Annotated in this window: 26 protein-coding genes; 21 read left to right on the top strand and 5 right to left on the bottom strand. The window is 54.7% G+C overall.

Annotated features, from left to right (window positions below; genetic code table 11):
* Positions 1–879 precede the first annotated feature (879 nt).
* From WFN87_RS21975 to WFN87_RS21965, 3 genes are all read left to right on the top strand, one after another.
* Complete coding sequence (locus WFN87_RS21975; RefSeq protein ID WP_016247547.1) at positions 880–1,746, top strand: ParA family protein; 867 nt, start codon at positions 880–882, stop codon at positions 1,744–1,746.
* On the top strand, positions 1,746–2,777 hold the full coding sequence (locus WFN87_RS21970; protein WP_336819744.1) for a ParB/RepB/Spo0J family partition protein: 1,032 nt from the start codon (positions 1,746–1,748) through the stop codon (positions 2,775–2,777). Before WFN87_RS21975 ends, WFN87_RS21970 begins: the two co-directional genes overlap by 1 nt.
* A 433-nt stretch (positions 2,778–3,210) precedes the next feature.
* Entirely contained in the window at positions 3,211–3,534 is a 324-nt protein-coding gene (locus tag WFN87_RS21965) for a hypothetical protein (protein ID WP_336819743.1), read from the top strand.
* A 38-nt stretch (positions 3,535–3,572) separates the two neighbouring features.
* On the opposite strand, the gene WFN87_RS21960 is transcribed toward WFN87_RS21965, so the two are convergent.
* From WFN87_RS21960 to WFN87_RS21950, 3 genes are all read right to left on the bottom strand, one after another.
* Positions 3,573–4,847, bottom strand: coding sequence for a Y-family DNA polymerase (locus WFN87_RS21960; RefSeq protein WP_336819742.1), 1,275 nt, complete (start codon positions 4,845–4,847; stop codon positions 3,573–3,575).
* Complete coding sequence (gene umuD / locus WFN87_RS21955) at positions 4,847–5,269, bottom strand: translesion error-prone DNA polymerase V autoproteolytic subunit (protein ID WP_336819741.1); 423 nt, start codon at positions 5,267–5,269, stop codon at positions 4,847–4,849. The genes WFN87_RS21960 and umuD overlap by 1 nt, the downstream gene beginning before the upstream one ends.
* A gap of 179 nt (positions 5,270–5,448) precedes the next feature.
* Entirely contained in the window at positions 5,449–6,120 is a 672-nt protein-coding gene (locus WFN87_RS21950; RefSeq protein ID WP_336819740.1) for an SOS response-associated peptidase family protein, read from the bottom strand.
* 358 nt (positions 6,121–6,478) lie between these two features.
* Here WFN87_RS21950 and WFN87_RS21945 point away from each other — a divergent pair, with 358 nt between their 5' ends.
* From WFN87_RS21945 to WFN87_RS21930, 4 genes are all read left to right on the top strand, one after another.
* Positions 6,479–7,159 carry a DNA methylase gene (locus WFN87_RS21945; RefSeq protein WP_336819739.1) on the top strand — a complete coding sequence of 227 codons (681 nt, stop codon included), beginning with the start codon at positions 6,479–6,481 and terminating at the stop codon, positions 7,157–7,159.
* Positions 7,156–7,380: a hypothetical protein gene (locus WFN87_RS21940; protein ID WP_336819737.1), complete on the top strand. Its 225-nt coding sequence runs from the start codon at positions 7,156–7,158 to the stop codon at positions 7,378–7,380. The genes WFN87_RS21945 and WFN87_RS21940 overlap by 4 nt, the downstream gene beginning before the upstream one ends.
* A gap of 48 nt (positions 7,381–7,428) precedes the next feature.
* A complete protein-coding gene (locus tag WFN87_RS21935; protein WP_336819735.1) occupies positions 7,429–7,845 on the top strand; it encodes a DUF1380 family protein in 417 nt (138 codons plus the stop codon).
* A 410-nt stretch (positions 7,846–8,255) separates the two neighbouring features.
* The gene (locus WFN87_RS21930) at positions 8,256–8,762 is read left to right on the top strand and encodes an antirestriction protein ArdA (protein WP_336819734.1); all 507 of its coding nucleotides are present in this window, start codon (positions 8,256–8,258) and stop codon (positions 8,760–8,762) included.
* Positions 8,763–9,350: 588 nt separating this feature from the next.
* Here the strand turns inward: WFN87_RS21930 and WFN87_RS24195 are convergent.
* Complete coding sequence (locus tag WFN87_RS24195; protein WP_000141695.1) at positions 9,351–9,500, bottom strand: hypothetical protein; 150 nt, start codon at positions 9,498–9,500, stop codon at positions 9,351–9,353.
* Between the two features lie 70 nt (positions 9,501–9,570).
* Here WFN87_RS24195 and WFN87_RS21920 point away from each other — a divergent pair, with 70 nt between their 5' ends.
* The 14 genes from WFN87_RS21920 to WFN87_RS21855 all read left to right on the top strand — a co-directional run bounded on the left by WFN87_RS21920 (position 9,571) and on the right by WFN87_RS21855 (position 20,444).
* The gene (locus tag WFN87_RS21920; RefSeq protein ID WP_336819733.1) at positions 9,571–9,801 is read left to right on the top strand and encodes a DUF905 domain-containing protein; all 231 of its coding nucleotides are present in this window, start codon (positions 9,571–9,573) and stop codon (positions 9,799–9,801) included.
* A 70-nt stretch (positions 9,802–9,871) separates the two neighbouring features.
* The gene (locus tag WFN87_RS21915; protein WP_336819731.1) at positions 9,872–11,881 is read left to right on the top strand and encodes a ParB/RepB/Spo0J family partition protein; all 2,010 of its coding nucleotides are present in this window, start codon (positions 9,872–9,874) and stop codon (positions 11,879–11,881) included.
* Positions 11,882–11,923: 42 nt separating this feature from the next.
* The gene (gene psiB, locus WFN87_RS21910) at positions 11,924–12,355 is read left to right on the top strand and encodes a conjugation system SOS inhibitor PsiB (RefSeq protein WP_336819730.1); all 432 of its coding nucleotides are present in this window, start codon (positions 11,924–11,926) and stop codon (positions 12,353–12,355) included.
* The gene (locus WFN87_RS21905) at positions 12,352–13,080 is read left to right on the top strand and encodes a plasmid SOS inhibition protein A (RefSeq protein ID WP_336819729.1); all 729 of its coding nucleotides are present in this window, start codon (positions 12,352–12,354) and stop codon (positions 13,078–13,080) included. The genes psiB (WFN87_RS21910) and WFN87_RS21905 overlap by 4 nt, the downstream gene beginning before the upstream one ends.
* Complete coding sequence (locus tag WFN87_RS21900) at positions 13,077–13,400, top strand: theronine dehydrogenase (protein WP_072271145.1); 324 nt, start codon at positions 13,077–13,079, stop codon at positions 13,398–13,400. Before WFN87_RS21905 ends, WFN87_RS21900 begins: the two co-directional genes overlap by 4 nt.
* A gap of 54 nt (positions 13,401–13,454) precedes the next feature.
* A complete protein-coding gene (gene psiB, locus WFN87_RS21895) occupies positions 13,455–13,937 on the top strand; it encodes a conjugation system SOS inhibitor PsiB (RefSeq protein WP_336819728.1) in 483 nt (160 codons plus the stop codon).
* A 421-nt stretch (positions 13,938–14,358) separates the two neighbouring features.
* Positions 14,359–14,733, top strand: coding sequence for a hypothetical protein (locus WFN87_RS21890; protein ID WP_336819727.1), 375 nt, complete (start codon positions 14,359–14,361; stop codon positions 14,731–14,733).
* 53 nt (positions 14,734–14,786) lie between these two features.
* Entirely contained in the window at positions 14,787–15,074 is a 288-nt protein-coding gene (locus tag WFN87_RS21885; RefSeq protein WP_336819726.1) for a hypothetical protein, read from the top strand.
* A 46-nt stretch (positions 15,075–15,120) separates the two neighbouring features.
* Positions 15,121–15,465, top strand: coding sequence for a hypothetical protein (locus tag WFN87_RS21880; RefSeq protein ID WP_086551391.1), 345 nt, complete (start codon positions 15,121–15,123; stop codon positions 15,463–15,465).
* An 85-nt stretch (positions 15,466–15,550) separates the two neighbouring features.
* A complete protein-coding gene (locus WFN87_RS21875) occupies positions 15,551–15,814 on the top strand; it encodes a hypothetical protein (protein ID WP_008324174.1) in 264 nt (87 codons plus the stop codon).
* A gap of 44 nt (positions 15,815–15,858) precedes the next feature.
* Positions 15,859–16,689, top strand: a complete 831-nt coding sequence (locus WFN87_RS21870) for an N-6 DNA methylase (RefSeq protein ID WP_336819725.1) — start codon at positions 15,859–15,861, stop codon at positions 16,687–16,689.
* A 400-nt stretch (positions 16,690–17,089) separates the two neighbouring features.
* Entirely contained in the window at positions 17,090–18,619 is a 1,530-nt protein-coding gene (gene istA, locus WFN87_RS21865) for an IS21 family transposase (RefSeq protein ID WP_336819724.1), read from the top strand.
* A gap of 10 nt (positions 18,620–18,629) precedes the next feature.
* A complete protein-coding gene (gene istB / locus WFN87_RS21860; protein ID WP_336819723.1) occupies positions 18,630–19,373 on the top strand; it encodes an IS21-like element helper ATPase IstB in 744 nt (247 codons plus the stop codon).
* 540 nt (positions 19,374–19,913) lie between these two features.
* A complete protein-coding gene (locus WFN87_RS21855) occupies positions 19,914–20,444 on the top strand; it encodes an antirestriction protein (RefSeq protein WP_194516974.1) in 531 nt (176 codons plus the stop codon).
* Between the two features lie 46 nt (positions 20,445–20,490).
* Here the strand turns inward: WFN87_RS21855 and WFN87_RS21850 are convergent, their stop codons facing one another.
* Positions 20,491–20,967, bottom strand: a complete 477-nt coding sequence (locus tag WFN87_RS21850) for a transglycosylase SLT domain-containing protein (RefSeq protein WP_058673456.1) — start codon at positions 20,965–20,967, stop codon at positions 20,491–20,493.
* Positions 20,968–21,109 lie beyond the last annotated feature (142 nt).

The following is a 21,109-nucleotide window of genomic DNA, read 5'->3' as shown; positions in this document are numbered from 1 at the left end:
GAAATCCTGCGTCACAGTAATAGTTTTGACTGTACCGTATTGTTGAGCAAGGCGAGCCATTACGCGCTGTTCTTCGGTAATGTCATAATGTCATAATGACAGGATGCTGCAATCGTAGTAACCAGTTCTTCAGGTGTTGGCTGACGTTCGGTGCTCAATGCATTTTTAATAGATTTCACCATTATTCTTTGTCCATTAGCTTTCGATTAAATTTAAATTATTATACTAGGCCAGATCCCATACTGCCAGCAGAACTGGACAGAATAACCTGAGTGTCCAGCGTCGAAGGGATATAAACGGGAGGCGTAAAAAATGCCGCTTATGCGGCATTTCAAAACAAGGAAATTAACACATACGCTGACAACACCAGTCCTCCCAGCGTGGCAAGATGACTGATAAAACCTTTGCAGAAATAAGCTGCACCGACAAGCACCAATAGACCCAACAATACGTAATTGCTGATTTCAGTTTCATTGCCAAACATTAAACCCTCGTCTTAACACAGATTTAAGTAGTTTCAATATACAATGCCAGCCCCCTCGCAGCAAGCAGAACTGGGCAGAATTACCTGAGTGTCCACCCCATTGCGGCGCAAAATCAAATATGATCACCAGAAATACTCAATATGTGATTTCGCATGCGAAATCTATTGCGTATCATTATTGATACTCAATGGTTTTTCTGTATACTGTTTGTGTCGTCCTTAAAGCACGACAATCAACGCAGAGGCAGATAGCTGCTTCTGCATCTGGCGAAACGCCTGACTCATAGGAGTGTGTATGAAATACTGTAATCATCTCATTACATTACTGAAATGCTCTCTCAAGTCGTACCGCCCCTTTTCAAACATTTCGCATGCGAAATCTTAAGGACAGATCCATGACCCTGAAAATTGGACCCATCGGAAAACTCATCGTTGTATGCAGCCAGAAGGGCGGAATCGTTAAATCGCAGTCATCCAGTGAAATTGCACATGACCTTCGTAGTGCTGGCTTTCGTGTGCTTGAAATTGATATGGACTGGACAACTGGTCTGACTGAGAGGGCTTTCCCCGATGACTTACCTTATGAAATTGAACGTGAACCTTTAAGTAACAGTTTTACTCCTGGCGAGGCGAACACATATCAGCTTTTCTTCCCGGATACAGAGGTTCGACCCATTGAACTTCCCGGCGGGCGCTTCTTTATTGGTGCTACCAGTGAACTAAATGAAATTAACTATCGCAACAGCGATTGCATGTTCGACTTCAGAGACCGTATTGAAGAACTGAAGAAGCAGTTTGATTTTATTATTGCCGATTCAGCACCATCATATTCGAATGTCATGATCGCAGCTCATATGTCAGCTGATTACCTTCTGATCCCTACTCTGCTGGAGAAACAGGCCCGTAATGCAGTAGGTAAACAGCTTGCCTATATGCAGAAAATTAAGCGGAACTATAACCCTTCTCTCCAGTTTATGGGGACGTATGTGACACAGACGCAGGTGAAAAATTACAAAAAGCCGCTCAAAGAAGGGTACCTGGGGCCTATTGATACACTGAACCTGAATCTCCTCATCGAGATCCTTCAGGGTAAGGGGTACTCCGAAGAATACATTCTCGCTTATATATCATTTGTACCTGCAGCTGCAAAAGAGGCGATCGAGCTTGGTCTATCCTTTGATGAATATGACCCTAAATGTCTTCCTGCAATCCAGTATAAAGAACTTACACAGAAAATTATTAAGCTCGCTGGAGGTAAGTGATGACTAAGAAACCGTTCATGAAACGACTCCAGGCGCAGCAGGAAATGAAAAAAAATGCGAATGCTGTACCTGATATCGAACATGTCATTGTAAACAAACAGCCAGATGAGCAGAGCCATGATATAGCTGCGCACCAGATTATGGCGGATATAGCACGCCCGGACATCGAACCAGATGGTCAGATAATCCGTGTAGATATAAATCTTGTATATGCTGAAGAACAAGTGCGACCTGAAGAAGACTTCGATGAAGAAGTTATCGAGGGTATGTCTGACACCTTTGAAACTATAGGGATGCTTACCCCACCTCGTTGCTATCCTCGTGACAGGCGCGGCTACCAGATATGGTTAGGCGAAACGCGAGTTCGTACTGCTCGAAAACGTGGTGATACCCATATTGATATTTATGTTGGTAAACCACCGCGGGAAAGAAAAGAACGCATCATCGGCCAGCTCATTGAAAACCTGCAGCAGTCTGGTTTGAAACCATTAGCGACTGCAAAATCGTTTTATGAGCTCAAGCATCAGTTCAACATGACAGGTGAGCAGATCGCAAAAACGATGGGAAAACCTACCTCGTTTGTCAGTAAACACCTTCGTCTCATTGATGCACCAGAAAATGTTACTGCCCTTCTTCGGGATAAAGTTACATCCGATGTCGATCTGGCATACACATTGATTCAGGTGAATGAAAAATCCCCCGAAGAAGCCGAGAAGCTCGTCGCAGCTGCGAGGGAGTCAGGTATTTCACGCGCGCAGGTTAAAGCTGTTCTTGATGAAGTAAAGAACAAAGGCAAAGATAAGATTTCGCATGCGAAATCTAAGGCTCAGAGCAAAAAGCCTGCCAGGCCTGTAGACAGCAATTCAGGTGTAAAACCCTGGCAGGTCGTTGTCGACATAGACGGTCAGCAAGGGACCATAATGACTGACCGCGCGCCAGACGCAGAGGGATATGTGTGGGTGAAACTGGAAATTGGTGAAATTTCAGTTGATGCATCTGAACTCCGTGTTAAAGGGATGCGATCTCAGTAATGAAATCTACTCCGTTCACCGAAATGGCCACGGAATTCCGTGGCCAAATTGTCCGCCTCTGGGCGCTTCAGTATCCCGGAACTCAATCCGAAGCAGCTGCCGCACTAACAGAAGCGGCTATCAAACTTGGGTACGTAACAAGAAGCAGGCCTGTACCCGGAGCAGCGTTAACCACATGGTCCTTGAGCCCGGCAGAAACTCCGTTATGGGCTTCTCAGACGGCATTATCGTTGATGCTCGGCGCCGGCTGGAAGCCAGAAAGTAACCAGGAATGGTGTGGAATGTCGGCGCTTATATTCAGATCTAATCGTACACTTCCACTTGAGCAGCTCATCGCTTCCTTGCCTGAGAACATAGACAGGCGAACCGCTACCGGATGGCTCGTGGCTGCAATCGAAGAGGACGCCCATTACCGTTATAACAGGAAATCCAGATGACCTTTCGGGAGCTTGATGCTTGTATCGCAGGCTCTGGCCGTCGTTCTATAGCTTCAGCGTTGATCGCTTTTATTCTTGATGCGCTTGATGACGGACAGGACGGAGTTGATCTTGATAACTTCCAGGGCCACACACACTTCGTTCGCAATAATGTAACTACGGTAGCCAGCTATCTGCAGTTGCATGGGATTATTCAGGTACTGTATTACCGTGATGGTGCTGCAGAACGTCAGTATGAGCCCGTTAATAATTACGGGCGTTGGGCGAAGCAGCACTATCGGCCCTCTCAGGCACTCATACAGCTGCACAGGCGTGATTAATTCATAAGATTTCGCATGCGAAATCTTTAAGTGTCCGATCACCTTATGATGGCCATCGGTAGTTCGTTCCACCTGGTCGTATATGCCGGAGAAAGCATTTCTCGTTTCATTTGCCATTCAGGTGCGATGCCTCGTCCCGCAAACCACACTTTCCCCAGACCGGAATGGTTAATACCGTCCACGACTTTCATCAGCTGGTTGCTGTTGCTTCGGGGCTGAGTATCATCGAACAGGCTCAGCTGCGAAACCCCCGTGGGAGTGAAATCGTTGAGCATGCAACCCGCTTTTGCATATCGATGCCCATTCACCCAGATCCGATCCAGTGCTTTCACCGCTGCGGCTATGATGTCCCTGGTATCCTGCGTGGGAGTCATCAACTTCTCACTGGCCACATTCCCGTAATACGGTTCGCTCACCGTGAACGGTGACGTTTTCACAAATACAGCAATGTGCCTGCAGAACTGCCGCTCGCCCCGCAGCTTTTCAGCTGCACGCTCAGCGTACTGACAGATGGCCTGGCGCATGGATTCATATGTCGTGACACGCTCCCCAAAGGACCTGCTGCAGACAATCTGCTGCTTCGGCGGAGGGGCTTCTTCAAGAGAAATACAGCTTTCACCGTTGAGTTCCCGGACTGTTCTCTCCAGCACAACGCTGAAATTCTTCCTGATAAATACAGGGTTCGCACGCGCCAGCTGCAGCGCTGTAGTGATGCCCATCGAATTAAGCGTCTTTGAAAGTCTGCGCCCTACTCCCCAGATTTCTTCCACCGGCTGCAGGGAGAGCAGTTTCTCCGTTCGCTTCGGGTTATTTGACGTCAGAGCAAGCACCCCTCCGAACTGCGGCCACTCTTTCGACGCCCATTGTGCAGACTTGGCCAGCGTTTTGGTCGGCCCCATTCCAACACCGATTGTCAGCCCGGTACCGGAGCGCACGTGCTCGCGCAGCTGCCGGCCGAAGTCCTCAAAATCGATGCAGCTGTCTATACCGCGAATGTCCAGAAACATCTCGTCGATGCTGTACTGCTCCACGCGCGGCGCCAGCTGCTCAAGGTGAGACATCACCCTGTTGGACATAGATGCATAGAGCTCGTAATTGCTCGAGAACGTAATGATCGGCTCCGGGAATTGTGCCGTCTTCAGCTGAAACCACGGGATGCCCATCTTAATGCCCAGCCGTTTCGCTTCGGCACTGCGCGCGATGACGCAGCCATCGTTGTTACTGAGTACCACAACGGGCCTGTTACGCAGATCCGGACGGAAAACCTTCTCACAGCTCGCATAGAACGAGTTCACGTCAGCGAGCGCAAACATCAGTTCGTACCCCGCGTCTTGTGTATGAATGCCGTCACCACGCCGAATATCTGCAGTTCCTCCGGGTAGAGGGTGGGGTAGGCGGGATTCATCGGCAGCAGGGCGATACGGGGTTTAAGCTGCAGGCGCTTAACGGTGAATTCGCCATCTGTTTCCGCGATGACAATATCCCCCTGCATGGGTTTTTCGGCTTTATCGACAACCATTAAATCGCCGGAGTGCAGGCCCATGTCTTTCATCGAATCGCCAATGGCCCGGACAAAGTAGGTCGCGCTGGGGCGACGGATACAGTAGGCATTCAGATCCAGTTCGTCTTCGGTATAGTCCGCGGCCGGTGACGGAAAACCTGCCGGACAACGCTCTGTGAAAAGTGGTGCGGTGGACAGTGCTGGTTCAGATGCGGGAGTGACAAAAAGGATCATGGCATACCTCTTAAAATACCTGTTTTTATATACAGTATTATTTAAGATATTTCCCGTCCTGCAAGGAGAATTTTATTTGCTCGTGCCAGGTCATTGTTATGGCGTATAAAACAGGTTGTGGGTTATCCACAGAAACGGTGCATAACCCTGTGAGTGGATGCCAGGTATCTCAGCGTCTGCTAAGCCAGCGGCTCTATAAGTTCCCGGCCCTGGTTCCCCGGATTGCCAACTGCCCGGCTGACGGCGTGCCATGTGAAATCTTCGGCGGAAAGACTGCCCTCACGGGCAATGTCTTCCGCCTCTTTACCGGTTGTGTTTTCGCTGAGCCATTTACGTGCGGCATCAGGTGAGTACACGAGCGGTCGCCGATCGTGAATGTCCAGCAGTCCCTCATCCGCAGCTGCTGTGACGATCAGGAATCCTTCCTGGTCATTGCCGTTTTCAAATGGTTGTTTCCCGATGGCTGCGAGCAGGAGTGGATTTCCGTCCTTACGGTAAATGAAAAACGGCTGTTTCACGCCGTTTTGCTGTTTCCATTCGAACCAGCCGTCGGCAAAAACAATGGCCCGTCCGTGCTCCCAGAGTGGCCTGAACATCCGGCTGTTGGCCGCAGTTTCACTCCGGGCGTTGATAAGAGCGGGCTTGTTCCACCACTCCGGGGCATAACCCCAGAGAACAGGATCAAGATGCAGCTGCGAGTGGCGCTCACTCAGCAGCAATACTCGCGTTCCGGGCGCGACGTTGTAGCGGCCGACGGGCTCCGGATCATACGGAATATCCCGTTCTGCTTCTTCTCCGAGAAAGGCCAGGTACTCCTCGCGGGAGTTGTACTGCGTAAACCGACCGCACATATCGTTTCTCCGGTGAAGATTTCGCATGCGAAATCTGTGTTTTCTTCAGTTCAGAACATAGGCCGTATTTCAGGTTCCTGCCATCGTGTGGCCTCCGTGCCGCTACTGTAGCCGGGACGCTGCGAATGCAAGGGTTCACTCTGTCGGTGTCCTCACCCGGTCGCAGTTAATTTCAGAGGCATTACCCGCTGTCTTCCCGTCGTTTTCCGTCTCAATTTTCGCCGTCAAACCGTCCAGCCAGCGTGGGCTTTTTCACTGCGCTGCGGCTTGCGGCACCGCCCCTGCATTCTCCGCTTTTCGCCCGGCTGTCGTATCGGCACGGCGTAACTGGCGCCGCATTTGAGAAAGGAGAACTACCATGTCCCGATTTATCCAGGGTAATTGCGTCCATATCATGTCCGGCTTTCCGGATAATGCTGTCGATTTCATTCTCACCGACCCGCCATATCTGGTAGGTTTTCGTGACCGTCAGGGGCGTACCATCGCCGGCGATAAAACCGATGAATGGCTGCAACCCGCCTGCCATGAGATGTACCGCGTGCTGAAAAAAGACGCGCTGATGGTGAGCTTCTACGGCTGGAACCGCGTCGATCGCTTTATGGCCGCCTGGAAACAGGCCGGATTCAGCGTTGTTGGCCACCTGGTGTTTACCAAAACCTACACATCGAAGTCCGCATATGTGGACTACCGCCATGAGTGCGCCTACCTGCTGGCAAAAGGCCGTCCGACCCTTCCGCAAAACCCGCTGCCGGACGTGCTGGGCTGGAAATACAGCGGCAACCGCCACCACCCGACCGAAAAACCCGTAACCAGCCTGCAACCGCTGATTGAGTCCTTCACGCATCCCGGTGCGATTGTGCTCGACCCCTTTGCTGGCAGTGGCTCCACCTGCGTGGCCGCACTACAGGCCGGGCGGCGGTACATCGGTATTGAGCTGCTCGAACAGTATCACCGGGCCGGCGTTCAGAGGCTGGCAGCTGTCCGGCGTTCAATGTGCCTGCCCGCTGCCAACGGTGACTGGCTTCCGGAGGCTGCATGACGAATTACGCCGGAAACGAAGCGCTGCGTGCCGACGTTGCCGCCCTGGCAAACAGCATGTGCGATCTGCGCGCCACGCTCAATGCGCTGGAATCCCGCTACCGGTATGACGCGGAGAACCTGACGGAGCGCCTGGCCCGCCAGACAATTTGCCGCATCAACACACTTTATCTTGAAGCATACCGGCAGGCGCTGGAGCTGGACTCCAGCTTTAAAGACTGACACGGGCGGGCGGAAACGCCCGTCAGAAAACGACTCTGGAGAATCAAAATGTACGGAACACGCGAAGAACTCTGCACCCGGCTCGAAAACATGTTCACCCCCGACGAGCCGCTGGTACTGCTGGTATGGACCGAAGAAGCTTTTTATGTCGCCTGCGGTGAACTTGATGTAAAGCCGGAGCCTGCCGAGATTCAGGGACTGATGGAAACAACCGGTAATACGGATATGGCTGTATATCGCAGGGAAGGCGTTACAAATTCCGGCGTATGCGACCTTCTGGTACGACACCGGGAGGCCGTGGCACGCGAGGTAAGCGTTCCCGCGGCGCTGCTCATGCGCGTACTGCGGCGACAGGAAGGTGACCTGGAAAATCTTGTCGGGCAGGCATGGGAGGCGGGCCGACCCACTCCTGAATCCCTCAAACAGGCACTACACGATGTCAGAATGCTGATGGAACGGATCTGATGCAGCCACAGGGCCGGGAGCAATCCTGGCCCTGCCGGTCCAGAAAATCAAAAGGATGTCGCCAGCTCCTCTGTTCCGGCGCGACCTCCACGGCGTTACGGCCGCGCGGTGAGTAACGTTCGTGCGGCCTGCGGCAAACGCCGTGCCTCTACTCTAGCCCGAACGCTGCAAATGCAAGGGTTCACTGACGTCGATGCTTTCACCCGGTCGCCGTTTGTTTAAATGCCTGTCGCGGTTCTTCCCGTCGTTATCTCGCTCAATATTCGCTCGTTAACCGTCCAGACCCTCTCCGCTGTTTACCGGCGCTGCGGCTTCATGCATCGCCCCTGCATTTTTCGCTCCCTGTCGGGCTGTCGTGTCGGCACGGCGTAAGCCGGAACTCAGACGACATCGACCACGGAGGAATTTCTATGAGCATTACGACCACCACGCCCGCTGTCTACGTGGGCACGTATCACAAATACAACTGCGGCAGCATTTTTGGCAAATGGTTTGACCTGACGGAGTTTAACTGCAGGGAGGATTTTTACGAGGCCTGCCAGGCGCTGCACGCCGATGAATGGGATGCCGAGTTTATGTTCCAGGACTGGGAAGGCATTCCGTCGCAGTTCGTCTCTGAATGCTCCATCGACTGGGATTTTATCGCCGCGTACAAACAGGCTGAAGAAGAGGGCAGGGAGGCCGCGTTTATCGCCTGGGCGGAGTATACCGGCGAGTGTGACTATGACGCGTTTGATGATGCGTACCGGGGAGAGGCGGAAAGTGAGGAAGACTATGCGCAGGAGATGGTTGACGATAACGGCCTGCTGAATGAGGTGCCGGAGCCGCTTCGCAGCTACTTCGATTATGAGGCATATGCCCGGGATTTGTTCAGCAGCGGCTATGTGTTCCATAACGGCTATGTCTTCAGTAACTGATTTTACCCGGCAGGCGGTTTAGCCGCCTGTCAGCCTGCGCGAAAAACCCTGGCAGGCTCTGCCTGCCGGTGAAGTACGCTGCGCCTGCGGCGCCGCGTATCTCTGCCAGTGCCTTATGTCCCTGTGGGGTCAGAGTATGAGTATCAATGTGTTGTAGCCGGTCGGCGATATTCCTGTTCTGTTGATAATCTCTGCATTGTCGTTGTCGTTGTCGTTGTCGTTGCCAATAGTGGCCATACCGATGGCGTACTGGCTGATATCGCTGTCCTGTCGGTTTTTCTTCCTGTTGTGTCTGCCTGTGGGCGACTTCCCTGACGGGAACCGGCGCTGTCGTAAACGGAGCCGGTAAACCGTCTCCGCCCTGTCGGGCTTCCATCGCACTGTCGCAGGTTTAACATCACGCTTGCGGCATCCGTCTACGGATGCGCCGCTCTCACCAGCCCGGCGGTAATGCTGCCGGGCCTCTTCGGGGCAACGCCGTTTCGCGCCCGCGCGTTCCGTCGTTGCGGCGGGTTCCTGCTCATTCCCTGCCTGGTTATTTCCCCCTTTTGAGTCCTTTCGCCGGGGCTGAGACAAGCACAGCCGCTGTCAGCTGTCCAGGGTAAATGGCACGCGGTAAACCGCGCCCTGGACATCCGCCATCGCCCGCGCTGGTTTACGCCCCTGCGGCGAACGGCTCTCAAACGGGTGAAGGTAACAACCAGCGGGGGCGTTCAGCAGGTCCCCGCAAAACGTCAAAACCGCGGCCCCGGCAACTCAACGGGTGATGGTTTTTTAAAAGCAAAACAGGTTCAGAAGGAGGAGCAACATGAGCGAGGCACTGGCGGTTTTACCCGACGACACCTTTACCCGCGAACAGGCTGAGGCCGTTGCGGCGCAGTACACCAACGTGGCAATTGAGGACGATCAGGGTACACATTTTCGCCTGGTTGTCCGTAAGGACGGTGAAATGGTCTGGCGCACGTGGAACTTTGAGCCGGGCGGCACGTACTGGCTCAACCGTTATATCGCGGACTACGGTATCCGCAAGCCGCAGTAAGAAAGAGGTGCCCTGCCGGAGTGGGCAACTCCGCAGGGCCGGACAATCATCAATCAGTGAGGTATTAACTATGTCAGTAACCGATGTTAAAGCAAAAGCACCCAAAAAAGCGAGCAGCAAAAAAATCACGAAGGCGCAGGAAGAAGCCCTGAAGGCCGCCCTTGAGGCCGCTGTCATCGAGTATGTTCCGCTGTCCAGTCTCGTTAAATCACCTTTTAACGTGCGCACTATCCCGTATTCCGTAGACAGCGTTCGCGGTCTGGCTGACTCCATCGGGGCGCTCGGGCTGCTTCAGAACCTGATTGTGCATGCGCTGGCCGACGGCAGTTACGGCGTAGCCGCAGGTGGCCGCCGACTGACAGCCATGCAGCTTCTGGCAGAAGAAAACCGTCTCCCGTCCGGTTACACCGTTGCCGTGAAGTGCGTCTCAGACGACATTGCCGCCCTTGCCTCCGTCGCTGAGAACGAGCAGCGCGCCGCCATGCATCCTGCCGAGCAAATCGCAGGTTTCCGTACGCTGGCAGAGCAGGGCAAAACCCCCGCGCAGATTGGCGATGCGCTCGGCTTCGGCTCCCGCCACGTGCAGCGCATGCTGAAGCTGGCAAACCTCTCTCCGTCACTGATGGAGAAGCTCGCACAGGACGAACTGACCGTTGAGCAGTGTCAGGCGCTCTGTCTCGAAGACGATCATGCCCGTCAGGCCGAAATCCTCGATACCGTTAAAGCCAGCTGGTCGAGCGCGCCCGCACACCTGATTAAACGCGCCATTACCGAAACCGAGATGCGCACCGACAACGCCAAATTTCGTTTTATCGGGCGCGATGCCTACGAGGCTGCAGGGGGTTACGTCCGTGAAGATCTGTTCAGCCAGGACGAGGGCGACGGTACGGCTGACTGTGTGCTGGTTGAGCGTCTGGTGCAGGAGAAGCTGGAGCGTATCGCTCTGGACATTCAGCAGCGTGAGGGCTGGGCATGGAGTCGCGGACGCGCAGCCCGCATCTGGTACCACGGCGAAGACGGTAAAGAGTTCGTTCAGCCTGTTGAACCCGAGCCTGTATACACCCCTGAACAACAGCAGCGTCTTGATGCGCTGCGGGAGCAGTACGACACATATGACAGCGTTTGCGACGAGTCGGATGCGATCGAAGCGGACATCCTCGCCATTCAGGAGGCGGCAGAAGTCAGCGCGTGGACTGACGACATGAAGTCAGGCGCGGGGGTGATGGTCAGCCTGTACGAAGGGCAGGTGTACGTCCAGCGCGGTGTGCGCCTGAAAGCGGATATGCCGGAAGAAACCGAAACCAGCAGCGTAACGGTGCCGTTCACCTCACGCCAGCCCGACGCCGCAGAGGGGATCAGCGTTCCGCTGCTCACGAAAATGACCTCCGAGCGTACGCTGGCAGTCCAGGCGGCGCTGATGCAGCAGCCCGAAAAGGCGGTGGCGCTGATGGTCTGGCGCATGTGTACCTGCGTATTTTCAGGCTGTCTGACCACGACTCACCCGTTCCGTATCAGCCTGACCGTGTCCCACGGCAGCCTGACGGAGAACGCCCCGTCCGGTAAGGATGGCGCCGCGTTTGAGATGCTCATGACCGAACAGACAAGGCTGAAAGCCCTGCTGCCGGAAGGGTGGGAGAAGGACTTCACCACCTTCTTTGCCCTTGACGGCGGTGTTCTGATGTCGCTCATGGCCTTCTGCACGGCCTGTTCCGTTGACGGGGTACAGACCCGCGATATGGGACACACCTCGCGCAGTACCCTCGATACGGTCGAGGCGGCAATCGGGTTCCATCTGCGCGACTGGTGGCAGCCGACGAAGGAGAACTACTTCGGCAGCCTGAAACATCCGCAGATTGTGGCCTCCCTGAAAGAGGCGGGGCTGACGGGCGCGGCGGGTGACGCGGAGAAGATGAAGAAGGGCGATGCAGCAGCGCATGCGGAGCACTTCATGCAGCACACCCGCTGGGTTCCGGCATGGCTGAAAGGACCGGAGCCTGCGGCTGAATCCGGTGCTGACGACGCTGTTTCAGATACCGACAGCACTGACAACGACACCACCAACACGGCACACGCCGCCTGATAACGGAGCGCCGCCCTGCGGGGCGGCGATAAGGAGAGACCCATGCGCACTGTTCTGACCCCCGATGTACTGAAAACGATGTCCTGTGATGAGTTTGAGGACTGGCGTGACAGCGGCGAAGACTTCCGCCGCGAACTGACCCACGCCGTCATGCGTGACCTGTCCTGCCCTGAAAACTGGGACATGAACGGCGAGTACCGCAGCGAGTTCGGCGGCTTCTTCCCCGTGCAGGTGCGCTTTACGCCCCCGCACGGCAACTACCATATTGCCGTGTGCAGTCCAGGTGCCATCAGTCCGGCGTGGATGGTGGTGTTCGTTCCCGCCAGCGGTCGCCCGTTCTCCGTTATTCGTACCCTGAGCGGCTACCAGCCGGAGCTTGTCAGCCACACCGTCAGCCTGACGGCGCGTCTCGATGCGGACGGATACAGTCAGGCCAGCATCATCAGCATTCTGGCAGCGGAGGGCGCGGCATGATACCTGCAAACCTGTCACTGGTTCCCTTCAGTCCTGAGCGACGCGCCGCGATGGAGGCCATCGCGGAAGTTGAGCGCAGGCGGTCGCGCGGCGCGGTGTCCACGATGTATCCGTATGCCAGCGCCTTTTTCCGGCGGCTCACGGGCAGCACGCGCATCTCACTCAGGGAAATTAATTATTTTTCGCCGGTGCTGACGGCGCGGGAGCTGCGGGGCAGCAGGGACAGCTGGCTCAGTGCCATCGATGCCCTGATTGAAAGCCGCGGGACGCGTTGCTGGCTGCCGCTTCCTGTTGGTGCCGGTCAGCGCCTCTTTCCGGAGGTGGCCTTTCAGCAGACCGAGCGGGTTCGCTGTCAGGACGCGCTGCGGGATGAAAAATACACCCGCCAGCGCCACAAAGAACGGTGTCAGCGTGAGCGGGCGTACCAGGCGCTGGCGGGGCAGGCGGAGATTGAGCTGGCGTTTCATACCCCGGAAACGGTCAGCAGCTGGAGCGCGCGCTGGTCGGGGACTGAACTGCGTCAGTTCGACCTGGAGGAAATGTTCTGGCGCTGGAGCGAGCGTTTCCCGTCACTGGCGCCAGTGGAGCGCTGGATGACGGAGAGCCAGCCTTTCTGGACTGTTATGGCTGAAACGGATGCGCTGGCGCGGGAAAGCACTGAGTCTGTCAGGCAGCTGGAGCGCTGGATGGTCCCCAACAAGCTGACCGCGCGGAGTCAGGTATGAAGTGGCGTTACTCGCTGCGCTGGAAGCGTCCCGGTCCCTGTCCCGGTGAACCTGAACTGGCGTCAGAAGTGGTGGAGGCAGGGAAGCCCGCCCCTGAGTCCGTGATGTCACTGTGGGTGGCCGGAGCCGGATATGCTGTCTGCGTTGATTTTCTGTGTGACAGACAGATCAGACGCTGGACCGACGAGCGTAAGGCTGCCACCCGCCGACGGAATCTGGCGCGTCGTGTTAACAGAATTGCGCCGCTGTTTGCTGATGAACTCATCGGGCGGGAACTTGCGGCGCGACCGGACTATTATCGAGGGAAGTCTCACCGGTGAGTTTTGTTATTATCCCCTGGAAATCTTCAGGGCTGCAGGAGCCGGAGAGCAGTCGTGGTCTGCAGCCATAAAAGGAGGCTGATTCTGAATAAAGGACTGACATTATCGGCGCTGGTTGCCATGACGCCGGAGGATTATGAGCAGTTTCGCTCTGATGGCTGGTCTTCTCGTCAGGTGCTGACGCAGGCCGTGCTGCGGGAGTTGCTTTTGCCGGAGGGCTGGGTGGTTTCACCCGAGAATCACACTGAATACGGTGGCTTATGGCCCGTTAGCCTGCGGTATGTTCCATCGCATGGCAGACACTGGTTCATGCTGACCAGCCCCGGCGAAGTCTGTGACCACTGGATGCTGTTGCTTCAGTCAGCCAGCGGACAGCGGATTAAATGTCTGCTCAGAATGCCGGTGCTGGATACCTTTCGGATAAACAGCCTGCTGCTGCGGGCTGATGTGCTGGATAAAAAACGGTACACGCTGGCGGGGCTGGCTAATGAACTGGCTGGCATCACCGTTACGGCAATATCCGGGCGTCGTCCCTGACGGGACACGGCTGTCGTGAACAGAGCCAGCAAGCTGTCTCTGCCCTGCGGGCGTCCATCCTGACGCAACGTCAACCCCTGCGCTTGCTGCGTCCGTAAACGGACGCGCCGCTTCACCCTGTCGGCGGTAAACTGCCGACAGTCCTCTGACGCCCCGTCGTTCCGCCGTGTCGGGTGTGTTCATCCTCTCCCCGTACCTCTGGCGAGCCCTCTCCCGTTAAGTCCCCGGGCGGAGGGCTGGTCGTAGCACCGCCGTGTCGTCATCCGAAGGGTGAAATGCACTCCGCCAAAACTTTTTGCGAAGGATCGCAAAAACTTTTGTCTCCGCCCTTCTCCTGCCGCCCCGCCGTTGCTCCTTTGCCCTTTGCCGCCAGGGAACTCACCGAGAGATGGATTAACCACCAGACAGGAGGAAAAGCAGGATGAACACACAAAACGTCAACGTCAAAACCGCCACCAAAGAATCTACCGAAAGATGGGTGAAAATCTCGTCCCTGCGTACTGATGGCTTTGTGCGCAATATCCATTCCCGTAACCCGTTCGATGTTATTCGCGCGGACGTGGTGCTGGCCCGTATGGAAATACAGGCTAACCGGGGGTGTGGCCTGCACTACGAGATTTATGAGTCCCGTCTGCTGGGTATGGCTATGCGTTACCTGGCAGAACTGCCACTGAAAGACCGTCCTGTATTTATCGGCACAGCGGCAAAAAGAGGCTACATGCTGACACTGGCGGAGGAAGAACGCGCACAGGGTGAATGTGACGATCTGATGAACGAGCTGGCGGCAGATTACTGATTACTTAATCGGCTGGCGGCATCCCCTGCCGCCAGCAACAACGGAGAAACATCATGAGCAACGGTAACACGAACAGTACGTTCAGCTTCGACGCATGGGAGAAAAACGCGCTCAGCGAGCTTGATACCCTGCAAAACCACGTCAGTAAAGCCCTGATGAAGTACCAGAGCAATACGGACAAAACCGCGCTGGGCGAGTCTGCAAACCGCTATATGGGCGAACTCAGAACCGCTGTCACGCGCATCCAGAAGGCCACGCCAGCCATTCAGCAGAAAGTCGATGACATTGCCGACATGCTGCACCTGATGGCGCATTTTTCCGGCATCACGTTCGAAGAATAACCACCACGGCGAAATATCAACGCCATTAACCAGAAGGAGATAAACCATGCACTTAAATCTGACCGAATCCTGCGCTGAAGCGGGTATTTATGCGACCAGTGAGGCCGAACGCGCGTACTGGCTGAGCCGCGAAAAGTCATATCTGACCGCGCCCGTCGAAATCGACGTTCACGCCTTCCATGATGCGCTGGGGCTGATGTACCCGATGAACTGGCGCAGCAGTGAGAACGGCGAGTGTGAAACCTTCATGCTGGCGGAAATGGTCTGCGGCAATGTGACCGAAATCTACGCGCGGATCGGTATCCGTTATTACCGGATGCGCGACTACAGCAACCTTGACCACGCGGAGATTCTGGCACGCGTTAAGGAGGGAGTGCAGCGCCAGAAATGAGAAAAGCAGGCTTTCGCCTGCCTTAACCCGCCGGATTTACCCGCTTGCAACGATTAATCCGGCCTTCACCAAAAGGAACAAACCAATGCAATTCAGTGAAGTTTCGATTGTTACACCGACCGCCCTGTATGTCCAGATGCTTGAGGCGGAAAACGCACCCGTAAAAAAACAGGTGCGTATTAAACGCAGTGATATCGACCGTGACGACATCAGCGCCGAAATGCGGGCGCTGGGCCGTCACATAGCGCACTGCCGGAAGAAGGGGCGCGCCGTTCGTATTCCTGCCATGCGCGGGAGTGAGTGGGGGCAGGTGTTACGCACGCTCGAACTGAAGCGGGCATTTAACTGATAACTGAGCCGCTCCTTACGGGGCGGCATTTAAGGAGAGGAACGATGTCTCAACTCAGTTTTGCCCGCTTTTTTGACCAGGCGAAAGAGGCCGCACCAGTAACACCCGATAAACCCGTATTGCCCGCCATGAACGCGCGGCCGATACCGCACCGTATGATGACCATCGGGGAATCCCGCCGCCAGTTTGTCACCGTGTTCATGGACACCGCCCGCAACCTGCGCCGCTGGGAGGTGTTCAGCGACTTTATCACACTGGCGGCCAGTGAACTGGATATGGCGCAGATAAGAACGCTGGAGAACATCGATCGCAGCCGTGAAATTTGTTCGAAGTACGGCGAGAGCGATATCAGCAATCTGCATACGCTTTTCTGCCTGATGGTCTGCGCACTGGAGGCCAAATTCCACGACTTCCTCGGCGCGATCTTCATGGAGCTTGAGCTGGGCGACGACCGCAACGGACAGTATTTCACGCCGTATCACGTCCAGTCACTGCTGGCGAGGCTGCTGATGCCGGACGTCGACGAAACGATACGCCGTGAGGGATTCGTGACCGTCAGCGATCCGGCAAGCGGTGCGGCGGGAATGATTGTGGCGTATGCGGAATATCTGCTGGAGGCGGGCTATAACCCGTCTGAACATATGTTCGGAAGCTGTATCGATATTGATCCTGTTGCGGCCGATATGGCGTTTATTCAGCTTTCCCTGCTTGGTATTCCTGCCGAGGTGGTCACGGGCAATACGCTGACGATGCAGTTAAACAGGGTGCGGTATACGCCTGTGTACTACATCAACAACTTTGGTAAGCGGCTGGACGATCAGCGCCGTATCAGTGCCATGCGCGAATTTTTGCGCTGTATAAATGACGCTGCATAGCTATCCAGAAGGGCAGGGGAGTGTCCTGCCTTTGGTGGCATCAAAGGCCGCGCGCCTGCGGCGCAGAATAAGCAGGCTGCGCTGACGCGCTGCCTGCGTTATTCCGGCGCGAGGTTGTCTGAAGTTCCTGTCTTTTGGTTAGCTGATTACTATTCTTCATTCTCCTGCTGGTGCATATTCCGACCCAAACCGACCATTGATTCCGATGTAATCCGATCGCACTTTCCGATTTAATTCGACCACTGATTCCGATTTGTTCCGGCCAAATCTGGCCATCCATCGGAATCGGTGATCCTGCCTTCGGAATCCGTGATCGGATTGTCGGAATCCCGCGCTTTTCACTTTTAAAACAATGGACAACACTTTCTCCTGATAACGCATCTTCCGGAGGAGTGTCCCCATGGCAAGACTGAGAACGCGGATGAGTAAAATTAAAGAAGTGTTGCGCCTTAAATTTGACTGCCACCTGGCCAACAGAAGTATCTCGGCCTGCCTGAATATAGGCTGCAGCACTATCTCTGACGTAGTGACCCGCTTCAGAGGCAGTCAGCTGGCATGGCCTTTGCCGGAAGACATGACGGAGTCTCAGCTCGAAGCGCTGTTCTATACCGGACGCGCCAGCGACAGCCATAAACACATGCCGGACTTCCCGCTATGCCATCAGGAGCTAAAACGCAAAGGGATGACCAAAATCCTGCTCTGGCAGGAATATCAACAGGTGGCTGGCGAAAACGCCTACGGCTACAGCCAGTTCTGCAACCTCTACAACGACTGGCTGAAGCTACAAAAACGCAGTATGCGCCAGCATCATGTCGCCGGAGAGAAGCTGTTCCTCGACTTCTGCGGGCCCACAATCCCCATCGTTAACCCGGATACAGGGGAAGTGAGACAGGCGCAGATCTTCGTCGCCACGCTGGGTGCCTCAAACTACACCTACGTCGAAGCCTGTGAAAACCAGCGCCAGGAAAGCTGGCTGATGGCACATACCAGAGCCTTCGAGTTCTTCGGCGGCGTTCCCCTGTTGCTGGTCCCGGATAATCTGAAATCGGCAGTCACCCACGCAGACCGCTATGAGCCGGTACTGAACGAGAACTACCGCAAGCTGGCCCGGCACTACAACACAGCAGTACTCCCGGCTCGTCCGCGTAAACCCAAAGATAAACCCAAAGTCGAAAATGCCGTTCAGGTCGTGGAACGCTGGATCCTGATGCGGTTGCGACACGAAGTGTTCCATACGCTGGCCGCGTTGAATCTGGCTATCAGTGAGCTACTGCAGGATCTGAATGAGCGCCCGTTCCGTCGGTTACCTGGTTGCCGAAAAAGCCAGTTCGAACAGCTGGATAAACCTGCGCTGAAAGCGCTGCCGCCATACCCCTATGAATACGTTGATATCCGCAGGGCAAAAGTGGGTCCGGACTACCATGTGCTGTACGGCAAGCATGCGTACTCCGTGCCTCACGCGCTGGTTGGCAGCCATATCGACATCGAAGCCGGTGCCCGGCTCGTGCGCCTCTATCACAAAGGAATACTGGTCGCCCAGCATCCACGGGCCATGCAACAAGGGGGCTTCACCACGCAGACAGAACATATGCCGGAATCTCACCGCCAGCAGCGGTGGAGCCCGGACAGGTTGCTGTCATGGGGTGAGAGTATCGGCAGTGCCACCCGGGCAGTGGTGGCCTGGCATCTGTATCACCGCCCCCACCCTGAGCAGGCTTACCGGACCTGCCTGGGGCTGCTCAATCTCAGCCGGGAATATGGAGAAGCCCGGCTGGAAAATGCCTGTCAACAGGCACTGTTACTGGAACGCCCCTGGCGGCAGGTGATCCTGAATCTGCTGAGAAACCACCGGGACCGGCAGCAGGATGATACGCCGGATGACACACCTGTAGAGCACAGCAACGTACGCGGTGCCGGGTACTACCACTGAGGAAAAAAAGATGCAAAACAACCTGCTGGAACAGATACGCGCCCTGCGGCTGGGGCACATGAGTAACGCACTGGAACTGCAATGGTCACAACCGATGACCTATACCTCACTGAGCTTCGAAGAGCGCCTTAGCCTCCTGCTGGAGCACGAGTTGCTGCAGCGCGAGGTCTCAAAGGTCAACCGACTGCGGAGGCAGTCGAAACTGAGGCTGGACGCCCAGCCGTCACAACTGGACTATCGCCCGGAACGGGGGCTGAACAGGCAACTGCTCTCACAACTGATGACGGGGGCATATGTACACCGTCACGAAAATATCCTGATCACGGGCCCAACAGGATGTGGGAAAACGTATGTAGCCTGCGCCCTGGGGGAGCAGGCATGCCAGCAGCATATCCAGGTGGCGTACCACCGGTTAACGCGACTGCTGGATGATCTGAACATAGGCCATGCTGACGGCAGTTACCAGAAACAGTTGCTGCAGCTATCCAAAAAGGAGTTGCTTATCCTTGATGACTGGGGCCTTGAAAAGCTGAATACGCGACAGGCATCAGACCTGCTGGAAGTGATGGAAGATCGTTACCAGCGAGGAAGCACCATCATCATCAGCCAGTTGCCGGTAAACGAATGGTACAAACTGGTGAGTAACCCGACGGTTGCAGATGCGCTGATGGACAGGCTTCTGCATAACGGTCACCGGGTTGAGCTGAAAGGAGAATCCATGCGAAAACTGGCGCAAACCGATCAGACGAGTTAAAAACTAGAGTAAGAAATAACCAGCGCGAGAAGAGTGATCGGAATCGCCGGAATCACTGACCGAAATCATCGGAATACGCAGCTGGCGATGGTCTTTATTATTCTGTCGCTGATATGGATATTATCCTTTCTTTTCCGGGCGTCGTCCCTGAAGGGACACGGCTGTCGTGAACGGAGCCGGTAAACCGTCTCCGCCCTTCGGGCGTCCATCCTGACGCAAATTCAAATTCATGCTTGCTGCATCCAGAATGGATGCGCCGCTTTCACCGTGGCGGTAATAAATTACCTCCACTCTGAAGCCCGTAACGGTAATTCGTCTTACGCCGATTTTCCGTTACGGGATGTGTGCATTCTCCTGGTGTGACTATCGCCCGATTTCATCAGTTCGCGGAGGGCTGCTTTTAGCATCAGCCAGTAAGGAAATAAAGGGGTATATAAACGCTGCGCGCCCCTTTATTTCCTTACTGTCAGCTGCTCATTGCCCTTCGCCGCTCAGTGATGAAGTCGAACGATGTAATAACCCAATGAGGAGAAAACCAGAATGCACACATTAAACGTCAAAACCGCCACTCGTGAATCAGCCGAACAATTTAAGATCGATGAACGCCAGCGCTACTCTGTTACAGATGGTGATGAACGTCTGGATTTTATTCCTGCGCTCTTTTTTACGCCTTCTGCTGATAACATGATTGCCAGCTGGTTACGTCAGCATTCAGATTATGATGGCGGTTTCTGGAATTACTGGATTATTCCGCAGGGCACCGGAGGAAACGTTGCTCCGAACTGTGTCAGATTCACCACGACGCAAACCGGATATATCGCACCGGAAGGTGAACAGCGCTATAACATGGTTATTCCCGGTAATTACTTTGAAGCAGAGGTCAGTGCCGATGCTGCCGGAATTATTGCGACCCTGATGATCATGAACTGGTTGTCCTGGCAGGTTGCAGATATGGGGCCTGAATATTCGAAAGTCTGTAAACACCTCGTCGCTCGTCAGGATGCACTGAAAGACTACATCAGTATCATAAAACACCCTGAAGCAGATTTAATTTATCGGGCTATTGATTGACGACATAAATACTGGATGAATAAAAAGACCTCCTGTTGAGGTCTTTTTACTGTTTTGCAAGAGTCTGCGCTGCATTTTTATTATTCTTTATCGCCCGATATGTTGCCTCAATTTTTCTGGCATAGACATATCTTCTCTGCGCCTGTTCTTCTGTTTTTCTGAAACCTGCATTATAAGCGCCCACGGCCTGCCAGCTGACTCCCCACTTTTTGAATGCAATTGCAAGATAGTAAGCCCCGGTGTAGATATTCATACACGGATCGGAAATAAGGTGCTCCGGTTTTATTCCATAACGAGCCAGTTCGTTAAAGTGCTGGGAGTCCACCTGCATAAGTCCGGAGCCAAAGCCCGAAACAGGATTGTAGCCTTTAACGTCTGTGCGGAAGTTCGATTCATTCCAGGAGATTGCCCGAAGCAGATCCGGATCTATATGATAATCCCTTCCTGCCAGATCAAAACAATCAGCAGCGTTCAACATTCCAGAAAAAGCCAACATTAAAAACGTAAGAGCAATCCGTTTCATTTCTTCCCTCCGGGCACCATGCCGGAAATACGTTAACCCATCCCATGCCCAGACTCAACTAATATGCACTCCTCACCACCAAAAGCACCACACCCCACGCAAAATTAAAATTTTGCTGATTGGCCTTCCAAGTCATGTACTT

Source organism: Cedecea sp. AS113, assembly GCF_037152415.1.
Lineage (GTDB): Bacteria > Pseudomonadota > Gammaproteobacteria > Enterobacterales > Enterobacteriaceae > Cedecea.
The sequence above is the reverse complement of the archived record's forward strand: the minus strand, read 5'-3'. Positions and strand labels throughout refer to the sequence as shown.